This window comes from Cupriavidus sp. USMAA2-4, from assembly GCF_001854305.1.
Classification (GTDB): Bacteria; Pseudomonadota; Gammaproteobacteria; order Burkholderiales; family Burkholderiaceae; genus Cupriavidus; species Cupriavidus malaysiensis.
Map to the genome: position 1 here is coordinate 3,626,795 of NZ_CP017749.1, position 16,650 is coordinate 3,643,444.

Annotated in this window: 24 protein-coding genes; 15 read left to right on the forward strand and 9 right to left on the reverse strand. The window is 66.5% G+C overall.

Features of this window, described 5'->3' with window-relative positions:
* Nucleotides 1-35: 35 nt before the first annotated feature.
* From BKK79_RS35955 to BKK79_RS36000, 10 genes are all read left to right on the forward strand, one after another.
* Nucleotides 36-830: a RecB family exonuclease gene (locus BKK79_RS35955; protein WP_071038588.1), complete on the forward strand. Its 795-nt coding sequence runs from the start codon at nt 36-38 to the stop codon at nt 828-830.
* Between the two features lie 29 nt (nt 831-859).
* On the forward strand, nt 860-2,050 hold the full coding sequence (locus BKK79_RS35960; RefSeq protein WP_071040255.1) for a hypothetical protein: 1,191 nt from the start codon (nt 860-862) through the stop codon (nt 2,048-2,050).
* Nucleotides 2,051-2,164: 114 nt separating this feature from the next.
* Nucleotides 2,165-3,067: a hypothetical protein gene (locus tag BKK79_RS35965; protein ID WP_071038589.1), complete on the forward strand. Its 903-nt coding sequence runs from the start codon at nt 2,165-2,167 to the stop codon at nt 3,065-3,067.
* Nucleotides 3,068-3,139: 72 nt separating this feature from the next.
* Nucleotides 3,140-4,030 (forward strand): DNA translocase FtsK, encoded by an 891-nt coding sequence (locus BKK79_RS42095; protein WP_157128487.1) that lies wholly within the window; start codon nt 3,140-3,142, stop codon nt 4,028-4,030.
* Between the two features lie 7 nt (nt 4,031-4,037).
* A complete protein-coding gene (locus tag BKK79_RS35975) occupies nt 4,038-5,777 on the forward strand; it encodes an AAA family ATPase (RefSeq protein WP_071038591.1) in 1,740 nt (579 codons plus the stop codon).
* Nucleotides 5,777-5,959 (forward strand): hypothetical protein, encoded by a 183-nt coding sequence (locus BKK79_RS35980; protein WP_071038592.1) that lies wholly within the window; start codon nt 5,777-5,779, stop codon nt 5,957-5,959. The genes BKK79_RS35975 and BKK79_RS35980 overlap by 1 nt, the downstream gene beginning before the upstream one ends.
* Entirely contained in the window at nt 5,956-6,159 is a 204-nt protein-coding gene (locus BKK79_RS35985; protein ID WP_071038593.1) for a helix-turn-helix transcriptional regulator, read from the forward strand. The genes BKK79_RS35980 and BKK79_RS35985 overlap by 4 nt, the downstream gene beginning before the upstream one ends.
* Nucleotides 6,159-6,473, forward strand: coding sequence for a hypothetical protein (locus BKK79_RS35990; protein WP_071038594.1), 315 nt, complete (start codon nt 6,159-6,161; stop codon nt 6,471-6,473). Before BKK79_RS35985 ends, BKK79_RS35990 begins: the two co-directional genes overlap by 1 nt.
* Nucleotides 6,474-6,475: 2 nt before the next feature.
* Nucleotides 6,476-6,727: a hypothetical protein gene (locus tag BKK79_RS35995; RefSeq protein WP_071038595.1), complete on the forward strand. Its 252-nt coding sequence runs from the start codon at nt 6,476-6,478 to the stop codon at nt 6,725-6,727.
* Nucleotides 6,724-6,996, forward strand: a complete 273-nt coding sequence (locus tag BKK79_RS36000; protein WP_071038596.1) for a hypothetical protein — start codon at nt 6,724-6,726, stop codon at nt 6,994-6,996. Before BKK79_RS35995 ends, BKK79_RS36000 begins: the two co-directional genes overlap by 4 nt.
* A 10-nt stretch (nt 6,997-7,006) precedes the next feature.
* On the opposite strand, the gene BKK79_RS36005 is transcribed toward BKK79_RS36000, so the two are convergent.
* Nucleotides 7,007-7,381 carry a TonB family protein gene (locus BKK79_RS36005; protein ID WP_071038597.1) on the reverse strand — a complete coding sequence of 125 codons (375 nt, stop codon included), beginning with the start codon at nt 7,379-7,381 and terminating at the stop codon, nt 7,007-7,009.
* Between the two features lie 63 nt (nt 7,382-7,444).
* Here BKK79_RS36005 and BKK79_RS36010 point away from each other — a divergent pair, with 63 nt between their 5' ends.
* Complete coding sequence (locus tag BKK79_RS36010; RefSeq protein ID WP_071038598.1) at nt 7,445-9,316, forward strand: DNA cytosine methyltransferase; 1,872 nt, start codon at nt 7,445-7,447, stop codon at nt 9,314-9,316.
* Nucleotides 9,317-9,318: 2 nt separating this feature from the next.
* On the opposite strand, the gene BKK79_RS36015 is transcribed toward BKK79_RS36010, so the two are convergent.
* On the reverse strand, nt 9,319-9,843 hold the full coding sequence (locus BKK79_RS36015; RefSeq protein ID WP_071038599.1) for a hypothetical protein: 525 nt from the start codon (nt 9,841-9,843) through the stop codon (nt 9,319-9,321).
* On the opposite strand from BKK79_RS36015, the gene BKK79_RS36020 reads away from it, so the two are divergent.
* Nucleotides 9,842-10,486 (forward strand): hypothetical protein, encoded by a 645-nt coding sequence (locus BKK79_RS36020; protein WP_071038600.1) that lies wholly within the window; start codon nt 9,842-9,844, stop codon nt 10,484-10,486. The genes BKK79_RS36015 and BKK79_RS36020 overlap by 2 nt on opposite strands.
* 2 nt (nt 10,487-10,488) lie before the next feature.
* On the opposite strand, the gene BKK79_RS36025 is transcribed toward BKK79_RS36020, so the two are convergent.
* Nucleotides 10,489-10,761 (reverse strand): DUF1488 family protein, encoded by a 273-nt coding sequence (locus BKK79_RS36025; RefSeq protein ID WP_071038601.1) that lies wholly within the window; start codon nt 10,759-10,761, stop codon nt 10,489-10,491.
* A 32-nt stretch (nt 10,762-10,793) separates the two neighbouring features.
* Between BKK79_RS36025 and BKK79_RS36030 the strand changes: the two genes are divergently transcribed.
* The 3 genes from BKK79_RS36030 to BKK79_RS36040 all read left to right on the forward strand — a co-directional run bounded on the left by BKK79_RS36030 (nt 10,794) and on the right by BKK79_RS36040 (nt 13,289).
* Complete coding sequence (locus BKK79_RS36030; protein ID WP_071038602.1) at nt 10,794-11,318, forward strand: DUF1643 domain-containing protein; 525 nt, start codon at nt 10,794-10,796, stop codon at nt 11,316-11,318.
* A gap of 225 nt (nt 11,319-11,543) precedes the next feature.
* Nucleotides 11,544-12,536, forward strand: coding sequence for a tyrosine-type recombinase/integrase (locus BKK79_RS36035; protein WP_071038603.1), 993 nt, complete (start codon nt 11,544-11,546; stop codon nt 12,534-12,536).
* Between the two features lie 381 nt (nt 12,537-12,917).
* Nucleotides 12,918-13,289, forward strand: a complete 372-nt coding sequence (locus BKK79_RS36040; protein WP_071040198.1) for a hypothetical protein — start codon at nt 12,918-12,920, stop codon at nt 13,287-13,289.
* Here BKK79_RS36040 and BKK79_RS36045 read toward each other — a convergent pair.
* From BKK79_RS36045 to BKK79_RS36070, 6 genes are all read right to left on the reverse strand, one after another.
* The gene (locus BKK79_RS36045) at nt 13,286-13,666 is read right to left on the reverse strand and encodes a DUF1353 domain-containing protein (protein ID WP_084085574.1); all 381 of its coding nucleotides are present in this window, start codon (nt 13,664-13,666) and stop codon (nt 13,286-13,288) included. The genes BKK79_RS36040 and BKK79_RS36045 overlap by 4 nt on opposite strands.
* Nucleotides 13,663-14,127 carry a hypothetical protein gene (locus tag BKK79_RS36050; protein ID WP_071040199.1) on the reverse strand — a complete coding sequence of 155 codons (465 nt, stop codon included), beginning with the start codon at nt 14,125-14,127 and terminating at the stop codon, nt 13,663-13,665. The genes BKK79_RS36045 and BKK79_RS36050 overlap by 4 nt, the downstream gene beginning before the upstream one ends.
* A gap of 51 nt (nt 14,128-14,178) precedes the next feature.
* Nucleotides 14,179-14,379 (reverse strand): hypothetical protein, encoded by a 201-nt coding sequence (locus tag BKK79_RS36055; protein WP_071040200.1) that lies wholly within the window; start codon nt 14,377-14,379, stop codon nt 14,179-14,181.
* Nucleotides 14,376-14,726 carry an HNH endonuclease gene (locus BKK79_RS36060; RefSeq protein WP_071040201.1) on the reverse strand — a complete coding sequence of 117 codons (351 nt, stop codon included), beginning with the start codon at nt 14,724-14,726 and terminating at the stop codon, nt 14,376-14,378. Before BKK79_RS36060 ends, BKK79_RS36055 begins: the two co-directional genes overlap by 4 nt.
* 61 nt (nt 14,727-14,787) lie before the next feature.
* Nucleotides 14,788-16,230, reverse strand: a complete 1,443-nt coding sequence (locus BKK79_RS36065; protein ID WP_071040202.1) for a GDSL-type esterase/lipase family protein — start codon at nt 16,228-16,230, stop codon at nt 14,788-14,790.
* A gap of 15 nt (nt 16,231-16,245) precedes the next feature.
* Entirely contained in the window at nt 16,246-16,632 is a 387-nt protein-coding gene (locus tag BKK79_RS36070) for a hypothetical protein (protein WP_071040203.1), read from the reverse strand.
* Nucleotides 16,633-16,650: the final 18 nt, after the last annotated feature.

Genomic DNA, 16,650 nt, shown 5'->3' on the forward strand with positions numbered 1-16,650 from the left:
GCCTGAGCTGATTCGCATCCACTGAGGGAACCACCATGGACATCGTCACCATCCGCGCCAGCTCGCTGGCAGAGTTATTCGACTGCCCGGCGCGCTTTGAAGCCAAGCACATCCTGGGCATGCGCATGCCGTCGAGCGGCGCATCGCACCTGGGCACCGCGGTGCACGCCGGCACGGCCGCCTTCGATCAGGCCGTGCTGGACGGCGCGCCCATCACCGCGGACGACGCGGCCGCCGCCGTGGTGGATTCGATCCACGACAAGGATGCCGAGGTCGACTGGGAGGACAGCGACCCGGCCACCGCCGAGCGCATTGCACTGGCCCTGCACACCCGCTACTGCGTCGAGATCGCGCCGCGCCAGCACTACATCGGCGTCGAGGTGAAATGCGAGCGCCTGGAGATCCCCGAGCTGGGCCTCGCGCTGACCGGCACCACCGACCGCGTGCGCACCACCGAGGCCGGCGCCGGCATCAGCGACCTCAAGACGGGCGGCCGCGCCGTCGGCACCGATGGCGTGGCGGTCACCGCCGGCCACGGGCCGCAGTTGGGCGTCTATGAGCTGCTGGCCGAGCACGCGATGGGCATCCCCATCAGCGCACCGGCGCAGATCGTCGGCATGAACACCGGCAAGACGGCCGCCGGCCAGCGCGTGGGCACCGGCGAGATCGAATCGCCGCGCACCGCGCTGCTGGGCACCGAGGACCAGCCGGGCCTGCTGCAGCATGCCTCGCGCCTGATCCAGTCCGGCGCCTTCTACGGCAATGGCAAGTCCTTCCTGTGCTCGGCGAAGTACTGCCCGCGCCACGCCACCTGCCCCTACAAGTCCTGATCACCCGCTTCCAGACCGAGACCACCGCTATGTCCGCCGCAACCGCCACCCTCGAACAAATGCGCGCGCCTGCCGTGCGCGAGCCCGCTCCCGTGATCACCATGGGCTTCGCCACCTCGCAGTCCTTCGAGCTGATGCAGCGCGCCGCCAACCTGCTCGCCTCGTCCACCCTCGTGCCCGCCGCCTACCGGAAAGTGATTGAGAAGCTGGACAAGTACGGCAACGTGAAGGAATCGCGCGAGAACCCGAACGCCCTGGCCAATGCCGTCGTCGCGCTCAACATGGCGCAACGCATGGGCGCCGACCCGCTGATGGTGATGCAGAACCTCTACATCGTCGAGGGCCGCCCGTCCTGGTCGTCGCAGTGGATCATCGCTGCGGTAAATGGTTGCGGCCGCTTCTCGCCGCTGCGCTTCGACATCAAGGCGCTGGGCAAGAAGACCGTCGAGCGCACCGAGACGGTGTGGGAGAACGGCAACCGCAGCATGGTCACCAAGAAGGTCGACATCATCGACAAGGTGTGCGTCGCCTGGGCGATCGAGCGGGAAACGCAAGAGCGCCTGGAATCGCCGCCGGTGACCATCGAGATGGCCGTCAAGGAAGGCTGGTACACGAAGACTGGCAGCAAGTGGCAGACCATGGACGAGGTCATGCTGCGCTACCGCACGGCCAGCTTCTTCGGCAAGCTCTACGCCCCCGAGTTGCTGATGGGCCTCCAGTCGGTCGAGGAAGCCCAGGAAATCATCGACCTGAACCCGGACGGCTCGTACACGGTGCCCGCCGCCTCGGTCAACGAGCTGCGCGGCGCGGCGCGCCAGGCCGCCGCCCAGCCGGCACAGCGCGCGGAGGTGGTCGAGGCCCAAGACGACGCACCGGCCACCACCACTGCCGCCGAAGAGCAAGAACCGGCCAGCGCCGCCGAGTCCGGCCAGCAAGACGACCTGCTGCCGCCCGACGAAGGCGACCCGGGCACGACCACCGACGCCGCCGGCGCCCGTACCTTCCAGGAAGTGAACCGCGAGCTGCTGGGCGCGAAGTCCGTCGAGGATCTCGACTACGCCCGCAGCCTGATCCGCGACGTGGCCGACGAGAAGGAAAAGGCCGCGCTCAACCAAGTGGCCGCGCGCCGCATGCGCGAGCTGGCCCCGCCGGCGGACGCCGAGCCGGCCGCTGCAGCCCAGACGACGCGGCGCTCGCGCACCCCGGTGAACGCCGACTAAACACCCAGCGAAAGCGACTGCCCGCGCGGACGGCTGTAGCGCGGGAGGAAGACCAGCGCCGCGCCGCCGAATGCTGAGGCGCGGCCCGCGAGACAACCGAGACAGGACAGAAAGATGAGCCACTTCGCAGTGATGGTGATCGGCGAGAACGTCGAACAGCAGTTGCAGCCCTTCCACGAGTTCGAATGCACCGGCACGAACGACCAGTTCGTGCAGAACGTCGACATCACAGCCAACGTACAGAGCGCCATCGACGAAGGCGAAACGCTCGAGGGTGCCCTGGACTACTACGGCCTCGGCGAGCGCACGATCGAAGACGAAAGCCAAGCTGAAACCCAAGGCGATCAGGCCTCCCACATGTACGGCTACGCCGTCGTCAAGGACGGGAAGCTCATCAAGGCCGTCGACCGCACCAACCCCAACAAGAAATGGGACTGGTGGACGATCGGCGGTCGCTGGTCGGGCTTCCTGAAATTGAAGGCCGGGCGCGCGGGCCTGCTGGGCAAGCGCGGCGCGCTTGGTTCGTGCGCTGACGACGGCCCGGGCCGCGCGGACGTGGTGCGCAAAGGCGACATCGACTTCGACGGCATGCGCGACGCAGCTGGGCAGAAGGCGGCTGATCGGTGGGCTACAGCTGCCGCCGCGAGCAACGGCGAGACGTGGCTCACCTGGGACCATGTGCGCGACGTCCTGCACGCCGGCGACATCGCGGCCGCGCGCGACGCTTACAACGCGCAGGAGGTGATGAAGGCCGTCGCCAAGGCACTCGGCAATCCGTGGGATGGCGTCGACGAGTACCTGACGCCGCGCGACCAATACATCCAGCAGGCCCGTGACGGCGCCACCGTGCTGTACGCCGTGCTCAAGGACGGCGAGTGGATCGCCAGGGGCGACATGGGCTGGTTCGGCTTCTCCAACGACCACGCGAGCGAGAGCGACTGGAACCGCAAGGTCAACGAGCTGCTGGACGGCCTGCCGGACGACACCACGATCACCGTCGTCGACTGCCACATCTAGCCGCCCCAAACACAACGAGCCAGCACAGGCCCTAGTCGGGCCTGCACACCGCACCCGAGACAGGACACCGAAATGAGCCACTCCCCCGAAATGCGCGAGACCCTGAACATGACCGCCACCACGCTCGGCAAGGATCTGCTGAGCGCCCTGGTGCTCGAACTGAAGATGCTGCCGGACACGTGGGCGAAGCTGTCGCAGAAGAAGCAGGACGACATCCTCGACCGCCTGCGCAGCCGCGTCGACGCCTCGGTGAAGATGGCCGCGCACCTGATCGCCGCCAACGGCCGCACGGTGGTCCAGGGCGACCTGGACAAGATCACCATCAAGGATGGCGCCCAGGTGCTGATCAAGTTCGGCAAGTCGGTCAGCGCGCTGCATGAGCTGGCCGAGGCCCAGGGGCAGGCCGTCCTGCTCGTGCTGAGCGGCGACGGCTCGCAGTACACCGGCGGCATGGATGAAGTACGCGGCGAGTCCGACCAGCGCGGCCTGGACCTGGGCAAGGAATACACCGACCAGGACGGCGACGGCATGCCGGACGCCGCCGCAGGCGCAGATGACAACGTAGTCGACGCCGAATGGCGGCCTATTGGCATCGAGCATCAGCCGCTGCAGGAAGAGTTGGATGCCGCCCAGAAGCAGGGCTACGAAGCCGCGCGGGAAGGCAAGGCTGAGAGCGACTGCCCGACGATGGCCGGCCCGCTGTGCATCGCCTGGGTCAAGGGCTGGAAGGCCTGGCACGACGAGCAGTCCGGCGGCACCGAAGACCCGCTCTACGCCGAGGTCGAAGCCCTGGTGGTCGAGTCGCAGGAGGTCTCCATCACCATGGTGCAGCGCCGCTTCAAGGTCGGCTACAACCGCGCGGCACGCCTGATCGAGCAGCTGGAAGCCAACGGCGTCGTCAGCGCCATGGATGACGAAGGCAAGCGCAAGGTGCTCAAGAGCACCGAGGAACAGGAAGGGTGAGCCGATCATGCAGATCACCGCCATCCACATCCGCAACTTCCTGGGCATCCAGGCCGCCGACATCATCCCGGCCACGCCGGTCTCGCTGATCTGCGGCCAGAACGGCGCCGGCAAGTCCAGCATCCAGGAAGCCGTCCGCCTGGCGCTGGCCGGCGAAAGCGTGCGCGTTGGCCTGAAGAAGGACTACGGCCAGCTGCTCCACGACGGCGCCGAGACGGGCTCGATCGTCGTCTCGGTCGGCCCCCAGGCCAACAGCGTGCCCCTGCCCTCCGGCAAGGCCAAGAACGGGCTCCCCGACGATCCGCGCCTGGCCTACGTGCTGGACGCCCAGCGCTTCGCCAGCCTGGACGAGAAGGCGCGCCGCGCGTTCCTCTTCGACCTGATGGGCCTGAAGCTGGGGACCGACCTGGTGCGCGAGCGCCTGGCCGCCCGCGGCTGCGACGCCAAGAAGATCGAGGCGGTCCTGCCGCTGGTGCGCGCCGGCTTCGACGCGGCCGCCAAGGAAGCGCAGACCAAGGCCACAGCCGCCAAGGGCGCCTGGCGCGCGCTGACGAACGAGAACTACGGCGCCGTGAAGGCGGCCGACTGGACCGCGCCGGTCCCCGCCGGCGGCCCGGCGCCCCAGGATGCCGCCGCTGCGATCGCCGAGCTCGAAGCAGAGATCGCGGAGGCTACCGGCGACGCCGGCGATCTGCAGCGCCAGCTGGGCCAGATGGACGCTGCCGAGCAGCAGCGCCGGCAGCGCGCCGAGAAGATCGCCGGGCTGGTGGCCAAGGCCGACCAGTTGCCGAAGGCCGAAGAATCCGTCGCGCGCGCCCTGGCTGAGCGCGATGCCTTCCTGCCCAAGGTGGAAGCGCTGCGCGCCGCCGCCGGCGGCAAGCAGGCCGGCGTGTCGTGCACCTGCCCGGAGTGCGGCGCCCTGCTGCAATACCTGGCCGGCCAGCTGGCGCAGCGCGCGCCCGCCCAGGCCGACCCGGACGCCGCCGGCCGGCTGCCCGAGTACGAGCGCAGCCTGACCGTGCTGGAGAACGCCCTAAAGAGCCGCACCGCTGAGCGCGACGCCGCCGCGGCGGCCGCGAACCAGGCCGAGCTGCTGCGCAAGGACGCCGCGGCGGACGCCGGCGATGACCCCGAGCTACGCGGGAAGATCGAGGGCGAGCTGAAGACCCTGCAGGACGCCATCAAGGGCGTCGGCGAAGAACTGACCGCCGCGCGCGCGGCGCAGCGCGCCGCCGGCGAGGCCGCCGAACTGACCCGCAAGGCCGGCCAGCACCACGCCGACGTGGTTGCCTGGGACGCCCTGGCCGAGGCCCTGGGCCCCAGCGGCATCCCGGCCGACCTGCTGGCCGAGGCCCTGGGCCCCATCAACGAGCAGTTGGCGGCCGCGGCGAACCTGTCCGAGTGGTTCCGCGTCGGCATCGAGCGCGACATGACCATCACCGCCGGCGACGGCCGGCCCTATGCCCTGCTGTCCGAATCCGAGCAGTGGCGCGCGGACGCCATGATCGCCTACGCCATCGGCAAGCTCACCGGTCTGCGCCTGCTGGTGCTCGACCGCGCGGACGTGCTGATCGGCGCCGAGCGCGACCGGCTGTTCTGGTGGCTGGCCGACCTGGCCGATGCCGGCGAGATCGACACGGCGCTGGTGTTCATGAGCCTCAAGAGCATGCCGACGGGGCTGCCCGAGGGGATCACCCCCTTCTGGGTCCAGGACCACCAGGTCGGCACCGTGCGGGAGGCGGCGTGATGGTCACCACCACCACCATGATCCAGCGCCTGGAAGGGCTGCTCGGCACCGACGACCTGAACACCTCGGAACAGAGCTTCGTGCGCTCGCTGGCGACGCGCATGCACGCTGGCGAGGTGACGAAGCTCAGCGGCGACCAGGTCGAGAAGCTGGACGAGCTCCACGGGAGGCATTTCGCATGAGCACCCAACCACAACGCCGCATCCTCCGTATGCCCGAAGTCCGCCAGATGGTCGGACTGGGCAAGACAGCCATCTACGACCGCATCAAGGCGCACACCTTCCCCGGGCCCATCAAGATGGGCCGCGCCAGCGGCTGGGTCGAGGAAGAGGTCCAGCAGTGGCTGGATGAGCAGATCCTGGCCACGCGCGGGGGCCACTGATGCAGCTCCCCCGCCACTTCACCCGCACCAACGTGCTGGCGCACCTGCGCGAGAACGCCGGCAAGCGCTACACGCCCACCCAGATCGGCCACCTGTTCAATCGGCCGACCGACCAGGCGCGCGAGATGTTGACCGAGCTGTTCGAGGCTGGCCAGGTCCGCCGCATGGTCGACGGCAAGACGCGGATGTTCTTCATCCCGGCGCCGGAAGAGCTGCGCGAGCGGCCGACGCGCATCGTGGGCACCGGCGAGCTGCGCGGCTGGGAAGCCAGCCTGCGACGCTTCTCGGACCTCTGCATGCTGGCGCGAGGCTGACCATGGACCAGACCCTGATCAACGACCTGCACCAGCGCGTGGCCACCGCCGAGCGCCAGCGTGACGAAGCACAGCAGCTGCTCGCCATCGGCCGCGAGTCGGCGGTCCTCACCGCGGCGCGCGTGCTCGAGCTGGAACGGCTGGCGGCAGCGATCAACCGGGCCGCGGCGAAGAGCCCCTTCCAGGCGCTCAGCCGCTGGGTGAACTTCGGGCCCGAGGCCGATCTTCTGAAACGGATGCGAGACGCAGCATGACCACCACCAAGACCAAGTACGAAAAGCTCGACGCCCTGATCATCGCCGCCATCGTTGGCAGCCCGATCGACTTCAACTCGATCTACCAGCGGAACGTCAAGAAGGAATGCGAGCGCATCGCGGACGAAGACAACAAGGCGCGCGGCCTCCCGAAGTGGCGCGACATTCATGGCTGGCGCATTCTGGACCGCCGCCTGCAGGCCCTGCGCAAGGCCGGAAAGATCCGCCACACCGGCAAGGGCTGGGTGCGCGAGGGAGATGCAGCATGATCTTTCGCCGTTACTTCTTCTCCGGCAAATCCGACAGCTCAAATGCGATCGCTTGGCTTGCCGTAGCGGGCAGCAGAGTTCGCTGCGTCTCGGAATCGGCCGCAGTGCAGCGCATTTTTGCGACCGCTGCTGCTGCTGCGCCGTCGAGCCTTGCATCGCCGGATGATTCTTCGATGATGACCGAGTCCACCTCCCCTGAGGTGCCGATCATCATCCGTACCACCGCGCGCCCTTGCACCCGGTCAGCCCTGGCGCCCGACGGGTACACCGGCTTCGGCGGCGTACAACGAATCTGCCCGATTGGGCGCGGATCGCGCTGCTGCGCTGCGCACCCTACTGCCACGCTCGCGAGTGCTAGCCCGACCCAGATCCGGCTGATCAACATTGCTGCCCCTTCTTTTTATAGAGGGGCGAAGGCTAGCACAGCAGTGCTTCAAGGAGGTGGGGCATGATCCGGCGCGAGTATAGAACGTTCGGCTTTTGCTGCGGCCTTGGCGGCGGTGCCAAGGGCTTCAAGAAGGCTGCCTCGCGCGTTGGCAACATGATCGCGACCTGGCGCTGCATCGGGGGCATCGATGTGGATCCGGCTGCGGCTCGGGACTTCGAGATGCTCGTGGGCGTGCCATGCACGGTCATGGACCTGTTCACGCGACAGCAGTACACCGCCTTCTGGGACAAGGAGCCCCCGGCCGGTTGGCGCGAAGCGACGCCGGTCGACATCCGGCGCGCCGCCGGTAATGAGCGGCCGCATTGCGTGTTCATCTCGTCGCCGTGCAAAGGCGCGTCAGGCCTCCTGTCCGAGGCACTGAGTCGCACGCCAAAGTACCAGGCGCTGAACGAACTGACGCTGCGCTGCGTATGGCTGATGTGCGAGGCATGGAAGGATGACCCGCCCGAGCTGATCGTCTTCGAGAACGTGCCACGGTTGGCTACGCGCGGCCGGCACCTGCTTGACCAGATCGGCCAGATCCTGCGGCACTACGGCTACGCGGTGAACGAGACCACGCACGACTGTGGTGTGATTGGCGGGCTGGCGCAGAGCCGCAAACGGTTCCTCCTGGTCGCGCGGCACACCGCGAAGGTACCGGCCTTCCTGTACGAGCCGCCTGTGCGACGCCTGCAAGGCGTCGGTACAGTGCTCGGCCGCATGCCGCTGCCCGGAGCGACTGCCGGCGGCCCGATGCACCGCGTGCCAGCGTTGCAGTGGAAGACGTGGGTGCGCTTGGCCTTTGTCGAGGCCGGCAGCGACTGGCGCAGCCTGAACAAGCTGGCGGTTCAGGACGGCTACCTGAGCGATTACCTGATCCTGCCCGAACGCCGCGGCGGCCATCTGGGCGTCGTGGACTGGCACGAACCGGCAGGCACCGTCGCAGGCGAATCACTGCCGACGAATGGCGCGTTCTCGGTGGCAGATCCGCGTCACGTGGCCGGCGCGGCCCAATACCAGCAGTACGGGGTTCTCCGCTGGGGTGAAGCATCTGGCGCCATCACGGCCGGGACCAATCCCGGACAGGGGACGTTCAGCGTCGCGGATCCACGCCATGACGGCACACCGAAGCACAACAACGAATTCCGGATCGTGCCGTGGCAGCAGGCTGCTGGCGCCGTTACCAGTGCACACGGCACCGGGCAGTGCGTCCAGGATCCGCGCGCTTCGACCGGCTTCGAAGGCGCTGGCAAGTACCGCGTCACCGGCTACGGCGAGCCGGCCGGCACGGTCATCGCGCGCAGCGACACCGGCCAGGGTGCATTTGCTGTGGCCGACCCGCGCCCGGGCATGCGCCGCGAGCGCGGCGACGCCTACCTGACCGGCGGTCACTACGGCGTGGTCGGCTGGGATCAGCACAGCGGCGCTGTTTCGGCAGCTGCCGGTCATGACAACGGGCGATGGTCGGTCGCTGACCCGCGGTTGCCCCTGGCCAACGACAAGCTGGTAGCCGTCATCCGCGCCCTGGATGGAACCTGGCACCGCCCCTTCACCACGCTGGAGCTGGCGGCTCTGCAAAGCCTCATCGACCCCGAGGAGATGTGGTCGCCGGATCCGAAGGTACAGCGGGAAATCGATACCTTCGACGCGCACAACCGCGCCGCCATGCTTGGCCCCAAGGCCTTCAAGCTGGACGGCGAGAGCGACCAGGCCTGGCGCGAGCGCATCGGCAACGCGGTGCCGCCGGATGCCGCCCAGGCGATCGCCGAAGTCATGGGCACCACGCTGCTGCTGGCCGAGACTGGCGAGACATTCATGTTGTCGGCCACGCCGGTTTGGGTGCGCCCGGTGGCCATTGCGCTCTCCGTTGCGCAACAGGCGGAGGCTGCTTGATGTTAGTGAATATTTTTCACCTCGGTTTCGATCTTGCCTCGAATGTCTTCGATGGCAGTTCGCATCTGCTTGAGCGCCTTGAAGAAGGCTTCAAACTGCGCCGCGTCCATTTCGCGATGGAACTCCAGCGCCGCCGCCACCTGCTCCTCCAGTTGCCGGGTCAGCGACCCCAGCATGATGACAAAAGTCACGAGGTTCGCGGTGTTGAGCTCGTGCAGAGGGATGCCCGACACGCTGCGGTCAATCTGCACGAGAACCTGCTGGTCAAAATGCTTGTTGCCCTGGGCGATGTCGTATACGGCCTGACGATCAGGGATCTCTTTGATGACATGCCCGGCAGTGTCGCGCGCAGCCTCAGCAATCTTCTGCACCGCTTCGCCAAGAGTCTTGCGCGCGTGCTGCCTGTCGGAGCGCTGCAACCTGACGCTGGTATGCCCGGCCCACCAGATAGCCGCGACCGATGCCACCGCCTGAACCCATCCAGCCAGTGCAGGATGCGCTTCGATCCAACTCAGGATGCCTGCCATGCGTGAACTCCCTATTCTCTTTTCTGGCGCCATGGTACGCGCCGTCCTCGACGGCCGGAAGACGCAGACGCGGCGCGTGGTGAAGCCGCAGCCGGAATTGCGCGGCGGCGACGACTGCGTGGTGCTGTACGGCGGTCGGTCATTCAGCGGGCCTCGGGACTACTTGATTGGGGAGATTCTGCCCCGCTTCGGCTGCCCGTACGGCCAGCCCGGCGACCGCCTGTGGGTGCGCGAGACTTGGCAAGGCCCGATGTGGGATGGAGACTGGGAGGATCGCCCGGAAGACCCGCACTCGCCGAAGTATTGCGAGTACGCAGCCGACGGCGGCCCTCCCCCGGAATTCATGGACGCCGAGGACAACCTGCGTCAAGGCTGGAGGCCATCAATCCACATGCCCCGCTGGGCCTCGCGCATCCTGCTCGAGGTCACCGGCGTGCGAGTTGAGCGGCTGCAGGACATCAGCGAGGCTGACTGCCGGGCCGAGGGCTGCGCCGGCGGCCACGGGTCTATCCCCGACTATCCCTACAGCGCGACTCCGCGCGAGCAGTACCGCTGGCTCTGGAACAGCCTCAATGGCCCCGACGCCTGGGAAGCGAATCCCTGGGTATGGGTGGTGGAGTTCAGGGAGGATGCGAAATGCTGAACCTAGAAGTTCTCGGTCTTCAGCAGGATACGGCTCGTACTGCGCTGGCCGGCTCGCATCATATTGGCCGCCTTGCCGACGATCGCGGCCTTCCCTCGCTCGAATGCCGCCGAGATGTCGCGGGGCTCATTGCTGGCCGCGCCGAAATGGTCCCGGAGCGCCTCGTACGAGATACCGAAATGCTGCACAGCACCGGCATCCGCGACGCTGAACGCTACCGTCATCGTGACGCCATCGGTCACGGGCTGGGTGCCGGGGGCAATAGTCGCAGTCATCGCTGTCTCCTAATGGTTCGAAGGATCCTAGCATGAAGCGCCTGATCACCCAGACTCTCGTCGGCGAGGCCGGCGCCATCCTCTCGGACTGCGAGCAATACCGCTACCGCCTCTGGCGCGAGTGGGACAGCAGCCGGCCGGCGCTCGGCTTCATCATGCTCAACCCGTCGACGGCCGACCACCAGGTCGACGACCCGACCATCACCCGCTGCCTGCAGCGCGCGATCGCCGGCAAGTACGGCCGCCTGGAGGTGGTCAACCTCTTCCCGCTGCGCTCGACCGACCCGGATGGGTTGCTGACACACCCGGCGCCGCTGGGCGAACGCGCGGACCAGAACGACGGCGCCATCATGGACGCGATCGACCGGTGCGCGATGGTCATCTGCGCCTGGGGCGCCCACAAGGCGGCGCCGGCGCGCGCGGCGGAGGTCCTGCGCATCGTCCGGATGTGCGGCCGCGGGAAGCTGCTCAATCACCTCGGGCTGAACCAGGACGGCAGCCCGAAGCACCCGCTCTACATCGCGGCCAAGACGCGGCCGCAGCCCTTTCAGCAATGACCGAAGCAGCAGCACGCATCATCGAATTGACCCGCAGAAGCTGGGGAGTCAAATGAACCTTCAGAATGGAACACGTGTGAGCGCCAAGGAAGCAGCGGCGATCCTGGGCATTCCATACCAGAACATCAGCCGAATCGACCGAGGCTGCTCCATCATTCAGCGCTTTCGCCTCGGGCATAAAACCTACGTCTACGACCTCGATTCTCTCTACAAGTACCTCGCATCATGCCAATCGAAACCATCACCAAAAATGGACGCAGGCGCTACAGGTGGACGTTCGAGCGCACCATCGAAGGCAAGCGAATCAGAAAGACAAAGATTATCCCTGCGGGAGTTTCTGCGGCAGAAGCGGACAAGCTTGGCCGCCAGTGGGATGCCGAAGTCTACGCCCTAGAAACCGGCGTCAAGAAGCGCACCGTCACGATCGGCGAATGTGTGCAGCTCCATTTCACCGACAAGGGCGCCAGCTGGAAGGACTTGAGTTCGCGCTCTCAAATCATGGAGAAGTATGCCCCAGAGTACGAGGGGCAGGACGCCATGGACCTCTATGATTGGTCGATCCGCTTCACGAGCTACTTGCGCTCGAACGTCGATCACAATGGCACCAGGAAAAAGCCGCTCGCGGACAAATCGATAAGCAATGTCCTGGGCTATGTCCGCGCCGCGATCAAGTATGCGTACAAAAAGGGCTTGATCGAGCACGACGAGACCGGTCGCATGGTAATACCCAACTTCGATAACGAGCGGCACATCTACGAAGACCGGCGCACGATGCTTGAGATCGCAAGAGCATGCTCACATCGTGAGGTACGCGCCGCGATAAGGGTGGCCTTCTATTCCGGCATGCGCCTGAGCGAGATTTTGCGCGCCGCGGTAACCAGGGACGGGTACTCTCTTGTGCGGACGAAAAACGGCCGGCCGCGCATCGTTCCGATCCATCGTCGGATAGCGGTCATCGCAAGGAGCGTGCGGTTCACGATCAAGCCCCAGAAGGTCAAGGACGAATGGGTCAAGGCCCGCACAAAGGCGGGGTATCCTGATCTACGATTCCATGATCTACGGCATAGCGCGGCGTCGGAGATGATCAACGGCGGCGTGGACCTTTACACCGTCGGAGGCGTGCTGGGGCACAAGACTCCCGCTTCCACAAAGCGATATGCACACCTTCTTACGGACCGCCTGGCAGATGCCGTCAGCAAGATCGGAAAGAGCAAATAGGGGTGTGGGATTTTCTGCCGTAGCACCATCAAATACTGTCTGCATATACAGCATCTGGCACCCCTGGAAGGCCCACGTTTCCGTGGCATACAGGCCATACCACTGTATCGATGTACAGGCATTCTGGGCTTCAAACCCGGTTGGGGGCGTCAGCCGTTCCCAGGTAGGTTCGACTCCTACTGCTTTCCGCCACAAGGGTTTCAGGCATTTTGCTGGGGGCTGCAGCAAGAGGAAATAGGCAGGGGGGTGTGGGTTTTTCTGCCATTCCCGTGTGAACGCCTACCGCTTGATGCCCCGGAAGTGGCCATCGCATCCGGCTCACACTCATTGGCTGGCTCCGCGTTATACTGTATATCCATACAGTATACGAATCGCCGTCCCATGTCCGAGCCCTCCGCGCCTCCCCCGCCAAGCGACTCCGACGGCTACCGCTATTACGTGCTGGATGAGGCTGGCCGGCCCGTGCGCGTCGAAGATCTCACCGTGCACATCAAATGGGTCAGCGGCCCAGGGAAGGCCTTCCGGCTGGAAGACAAGATTCCCGAGCACAACGTCACGGTATGCACCTACTTCCCGGGGAATCCGTCGCCCATGCAGCCCGGGCCACCACAGTTCTGGACCTGCATTCAGCAAGGCACCGACCTGAGGATTTTCTGCTCGCCCACCTGGGAAGAGGCCCAGGACAAGCACCGGCGGGTGCTGGAGAAGGCGCGGCGCGTGCTACCGTACCGGAAGATGCGTCCTGAGCCCTAGGCCCGCGCCTGGTCCGGCTCCCAGTGCGACCCACCGCCCAGCCGCACGCCCCAGTACATCAGCCACCGGCGCCAGGCCGGGACGCCGGTGACCGACGAGGCCTCGCGCAGCACGGCATCCGCCACTGCGCGCGGCACTGGGTGCATGGTGTACAGGAAGTCGTGCACCACGGCCGCCTCGTTTGACGTGCCGCCGGCCAGCAGGAAGACCACCGGCAGCCGCGGCACGGACGCCAGATCGGTTTCGAACCCGGGCGGCACTTCGAAGGTCTGCCCGGCCACGTCCGACTGGTAGACCAGCGGCTCGACCAGTTGCCACAGACCGTCATCTTGGTCTGTGACATTCTCCATGACCAGCTTGGTCAGGAACTGGCTCACGACGTCGCCCCGCCGGCCACGGCCGGAGCACTGGCCGGCGCCGGGGTCGAACTCGCCGCCGGCGCGGCGTACTGCGCGAGCGCGGCAGACAGCGCCACCTGGAACGCCATCAGCCCGATCTGCACGCCGCTGCGCGCGGCCGGGTCGAGCGGCAGCAGGCCCACGACCTGGATGGCGGCCGGCACCGACGTGTTCACCAGCGACTGCACGCTCGAGGCGTCAACCGACGCGCCGGCAGCGCACACGGCGCCGTTGTCCTTCACCAGCTGCGCCAGGATGACCTGCTTGGCCGGATCGTCGACCGTCATGGCCTGGACCGACTGCAGGGTCGGCTGCACGACCGCGCAGGCCTTCACGACCTGGGCCTGGAAGGCGGCGGCGGCCTGGGGCGCGCCGGCGCAGCCGGCCAGGGAGACGAGCGCGACGATTCCTACCGCGCACAGCAGCATCAGCTTCTTCATGTGACGTTCCTCTTACAGGTGAATGCCGCTGGTGCGGCGGGATGGGACTGCTCAGAAAATCCAGCTGGTGCCGATCACGAGGCGGCCGGCGCGGTCGAAGGTGGCTGTGATCTGGGTGGAAGGCGGGATCTCGACGAAGGCGCGGCAGCAGCTGACGTGCAGGCTCTGGTCGACCAGCGGCACGACCTGAACGTGCTCGACCACCGCGCAGCCGGGCAGCAGCAGGACGGCGAGCGCTGCGGCGCGGATCATGGCTGCGGGCGATGCTGGATCTTGTTGCGCCACTCGACCGAGTCGGCCACCACGTCCACGTTGAAGCTGCGGAAGTTTCCGAGGTGGCCGAAGTGCAGGTGACAGGAGACGCCGCCCTCCCCCGACTCGCAGAGCGTGATCAGGTTGTTCGGGTCCAGCTCGAGATCCGGATGTAGGTGAAACGGCCGGATGTGGTGCACCTGCAGCTTCGTCTTGCCACCGCACACCGCGCAGACCGGCTGCAGCTTCAGGTGCTGCTCGCGCACCGCCGGCCAGTGCCCGGAGCGCGCGGCGGAGATTGGGTGTTTGCCCTTCGCGGCATCGATGAGGTGTTGGACTATCGGCATAGGCCCTCCAGAAATACAAAAGCCCCGCACGCGGCGGGGCTTGTGGTCGAGGTAGTGCAGCTCAGACAGCAGGCGGCGAGATCTGCCGGAACGACAACTGGGCGATGTCGACGGAGATCGCCTGCGTATTGCCGCCCGCGTTCGAGGCGCCGATCAGAACGGAGACGTTGGCGGCGCCGGCCGGCACAAGCAGGCGTTCGCAGATGACACCGACCTCGGATGCGCCGGTGTTCGTCTGGCGCAGGTAGGCGGTGCCGATGGTCTGGCTCCAGTTCGCGTTCTGCCAGGCGACGCCCAGCATCTGGGTGAACGGGCCGGTGATGGCGTCAGTTGTGCCCCAGGTGACGGCCGGCGAACTGGCTCGCAGGCGGCAGCAGACCTCGATCACGCTTCCCGCCACGACGCCGCCGAACGCCACGGAAGAGGCGCCCACTGCGCCAGCGTTGGCCGGGCGCGTGAAGCGCTGCCAGTTGCCCATGGCCAGGGAGTCTTTGACCAGCAGACCGGATACGCCATTGGCGAGCGTGACACCATCGGCCACCGTCGTGCTGTTGCTCGCCGAGTTGAACAGGCCGTTGGTCAGCAGGTTGTTCGCGTCCGAGTTGGTGGTGACCAGCCAGGGCGGTGCATCCTTGCGCGCGCGAGCTGTGAACTTCGGATCGGCCAAGACGTAGGCCGCCAGGGCGCCACTACCCAGCACGGTCGGGTGCGTGCCGTCGAAGGTGTACGCCGCATTGAGGTACGCCGGGTTGTTGGGATCCTGAAACGCCGCGTTGCAATCCACCAGCGGGAAGCCGTACTGCGCCTGCATCTGGTACACCAGCGCGTTCCAGCTGTTGATTCCGGCCTGGCTGCCCGACACATTGCCCCGCGGCGGCACGGTCCATAAGATCGGCTGGATGCCGGCCGCCAGCAGTTGCTCGATCATGGTCGTCACTGCTGCGAAGCCACTCGCGATCGTCGCGCTCGATCCGTAGTTGTTCGAACCGCAGGCGATCACGCACGCATTGGGCAACGGGTTCATCGCCAGAACTTGCGGCATCTGAGTCGCCAGCGCCTGTTCGGCGGTGGATCCGGACACAGCGAAGTCCGCGCCGTAGCGGTAGCGATACGTCTGACCGCTCAGGTAGCACAGGTCGCGCAGCCAGTTGGTCAGGCCCGAGTAGGCGATCGCCGAGATGCTGTCACCAACGCCAACGATGCCCACCTTCTGCCCGGAGATCGACAGCGACGCCGTAACGATGTTTGCGGCAGCCTGGGCGGCAGCGACCGACGCTTGGGCCGCCGGGCTGAGCTGGCCAGCGGCGACGAGCAGATTCCACTGCAGTGGCGTGATGTCCGGCTCGGCGCCGACGCTCGGCGTCAGGGCGGTGTATGCCGACCCGTTGTAGGTCACGCAGTCGTTGATCGCATAGGTGGTCGTCGCCGACCACGCGCCGCGTGGATTGATGCCAACACCGGGCGGCCCTTGCAGGCCGGGCGTGCTTGCCAGAATTACCGTCATGCAAAGCTCCGGTGATCAGAATGGAGGGGTCTCGCTCAGCGCCAGCAGGATCTGGCCGCAGAGGTACTTGATGAGGCCGCCGCCAGGCGTCTCGACGAAAAGGTCATAGACCCCGAACGGCATCGCCCCGAACTGCGGCAAGGCGTACGGTTGCCCCGAATAGAGCGCTGTCGACGCGCCAGGCACGGTCCAGTTCAGTTGGCCCAGGGGCCCGTTAAGCGTGATCGTCCCCGCCTTCGTCGAGAGGTCGATCAGCGCAGTCGGGCTCGATTGCGACGCGCGGCACTTGAGGTAGATATGGCAGCCGGTCAGGTTCAGCGGCGTTCTGTCGTCGTTCTGCAGAACCAGCTGGACGTTCCAATCGGCGCCCTGGTCAATCTGAAAGTCCAAGCGATCAGCCATAGGGATCCAGGAATGCGA

Bases quoted from the DNA above. Each gene is read 5' to 3' on its own strand.
- BKK79_RS35955 (WP_071038588.1), top strand. From the start codon at position 36: ATGGACATCGTCACCATCCGCGCCAGCTCGCTGGCAGAGTTATTCGAC.
- BKK79_RS35960 (WP_071040255.1), top strand. From the start codon at position 860: ATGTCCGCCGCAACCGCCACCCTCGAACAAATGCGCGCGCCTGCCGTG.
- BKK79_RS35965 (WP_071038589.1), top strand. From the start codon at position 2,165: ATGAGCCACTTCGCAGTGATGGTGATCGGCGAGAACGTCGAACAGCAG.
- BKK79_RS42095 (WP_157128487.1), top strand. From the start codon at position 3,140: ATGAGCCACTCCCCCGAAATGCGCGAGACCCTGAACATGACCGCCACC.
- BKK79_RS35975 (WP_071038591.1), top strand. From the start codon at position 4,038: ATGCAGATCACCGCCATCCACATCCGCAACTTCCTGGGCATCCAGGCC.
- BKK79_RS35980 (WP_071038592.1), top strand. From the start codon at position 5,777: ATGGTCACCACCACCACCATGATCCAGCGCCTGGAAGGGCTGCTCGGC.
- BKK79_RS35985 (WP_071038593.1), top strand. From the start codon at position 5,956: ATGAGCACCCAACCACAACGCCGCATCCTCCGTATGCCCGAAGTCCGC.
- BKK79_RS35990 (WP_071038594.1), top strand. From the start codon at position 6,159: ATGCAGCTCCCCCGCCACTTCACCCGCACCAACGTGCTGGCGCACCTG.
- BKK79_RS35995 (WP_071038595.1), top strand. From the start codon at position 6,476: ATGGACCAGACCCTGATCAACGACCTGCACCAGCGCGTGGCCACCGCC.
- BKK79_RS36000 (WP_071038596.1), top strand. From the start codon at position 6,724: ATGACCACCACCAAGACCAAGTACGAAAAGCTCGACGCCCTGATCATC.
- BKK79_RS36005 (WP_071038597.1), bottom strand. From the start codon at position 7,381: ATGTTGATCAGCCGGATCTGGGTCGGGCTAGCACTCGCGAGCGTGGCA.
- BKK79_RS36010 (WP_071038598.1), top strand. From the start codon at position 7,445: ATGATCCGGCGCGAGTATAGAACGTTCGGCTTTTGCTGCGGCCTTGGC.
- BKK79_RS36020 (WP_071038600.1), top strand. From the start codon at position 9,842: ATGCGTGAACTCCCTATTCTCTTTTCTGGCGCCATGGTACGCGCCGTC.
- BKK79_RS36015 (WP_071038599.1), bottom strand. From the start codon at position 9,843: ATGGCAGGCATCCTGAGTTGGATCGAAGCGCATCCTGCACTGGCTGGA.
- BKK79_RS36025 (WP_071038601.1), bottom strand. From the start codon at position 10,761: ATGACTGCGACTATTGCCCCCGGCACCCAGCCCGTGACCGATGGCGTC.
- BKK79_RS36030 (WP_071038602.1), top strand. From the start codon at position 10,794: ATGAAGCGCCTGATCACCCAGACTCTCGTCGGCGAGGCCGGCGCCATC.
- BKK79_RS36035 (WP_071038603.1), top strand. From the start codon at position 11,544: ATGCCAATCGAAACCATCACCAAAAATGGACGCAGGCGCTACAGGTGG.
- BKK79_RS36040 (WP_071040198.1), top strand. From the start codon at position 12,918: ATGTCCGAGCCCTCCGCGCCTCCCCCGCCAAGCGACTCCGACGGCTAC.
- BKK79_RS36050 (WP_071040199.1), bottom strand. From the start codon at position 14,127: ATGAAGAAGCTGATGCTGCTGTGCGCGGTAGGAATCGTCGCGCTCGTC.
- BKK79_RS36055 (WP_071040200.1), bottom strand. From the start codon at position 14,379: ATGATCCGCGCCGCAGCGCTCGCCGTCCTGCTGCTGCCCGGCTGCGCG.
- BKK79_RS36060 (WP_071040201.1), bottom strand. From the start codon at position 14,726: ATGCCGATAGTCCAACACCTCATCGATGCCGCGAAGGGCAAACACCCA.
- BKK79_RS36065 (WP_071040202.1), bottom strand. From the start codon at position 16,230: ATGACGGTAATTCTGGCAAGCACGCCCGGCCTGCAAGGGCCGCCCGGT.
- BKK79_RS36070 (WP_071040203.1), bottom strand. From the start codon at position 16,632: ATGGCTGATCGCTTGGACTTTCAGATTGACCAGGGCGCCGATTGGAAC.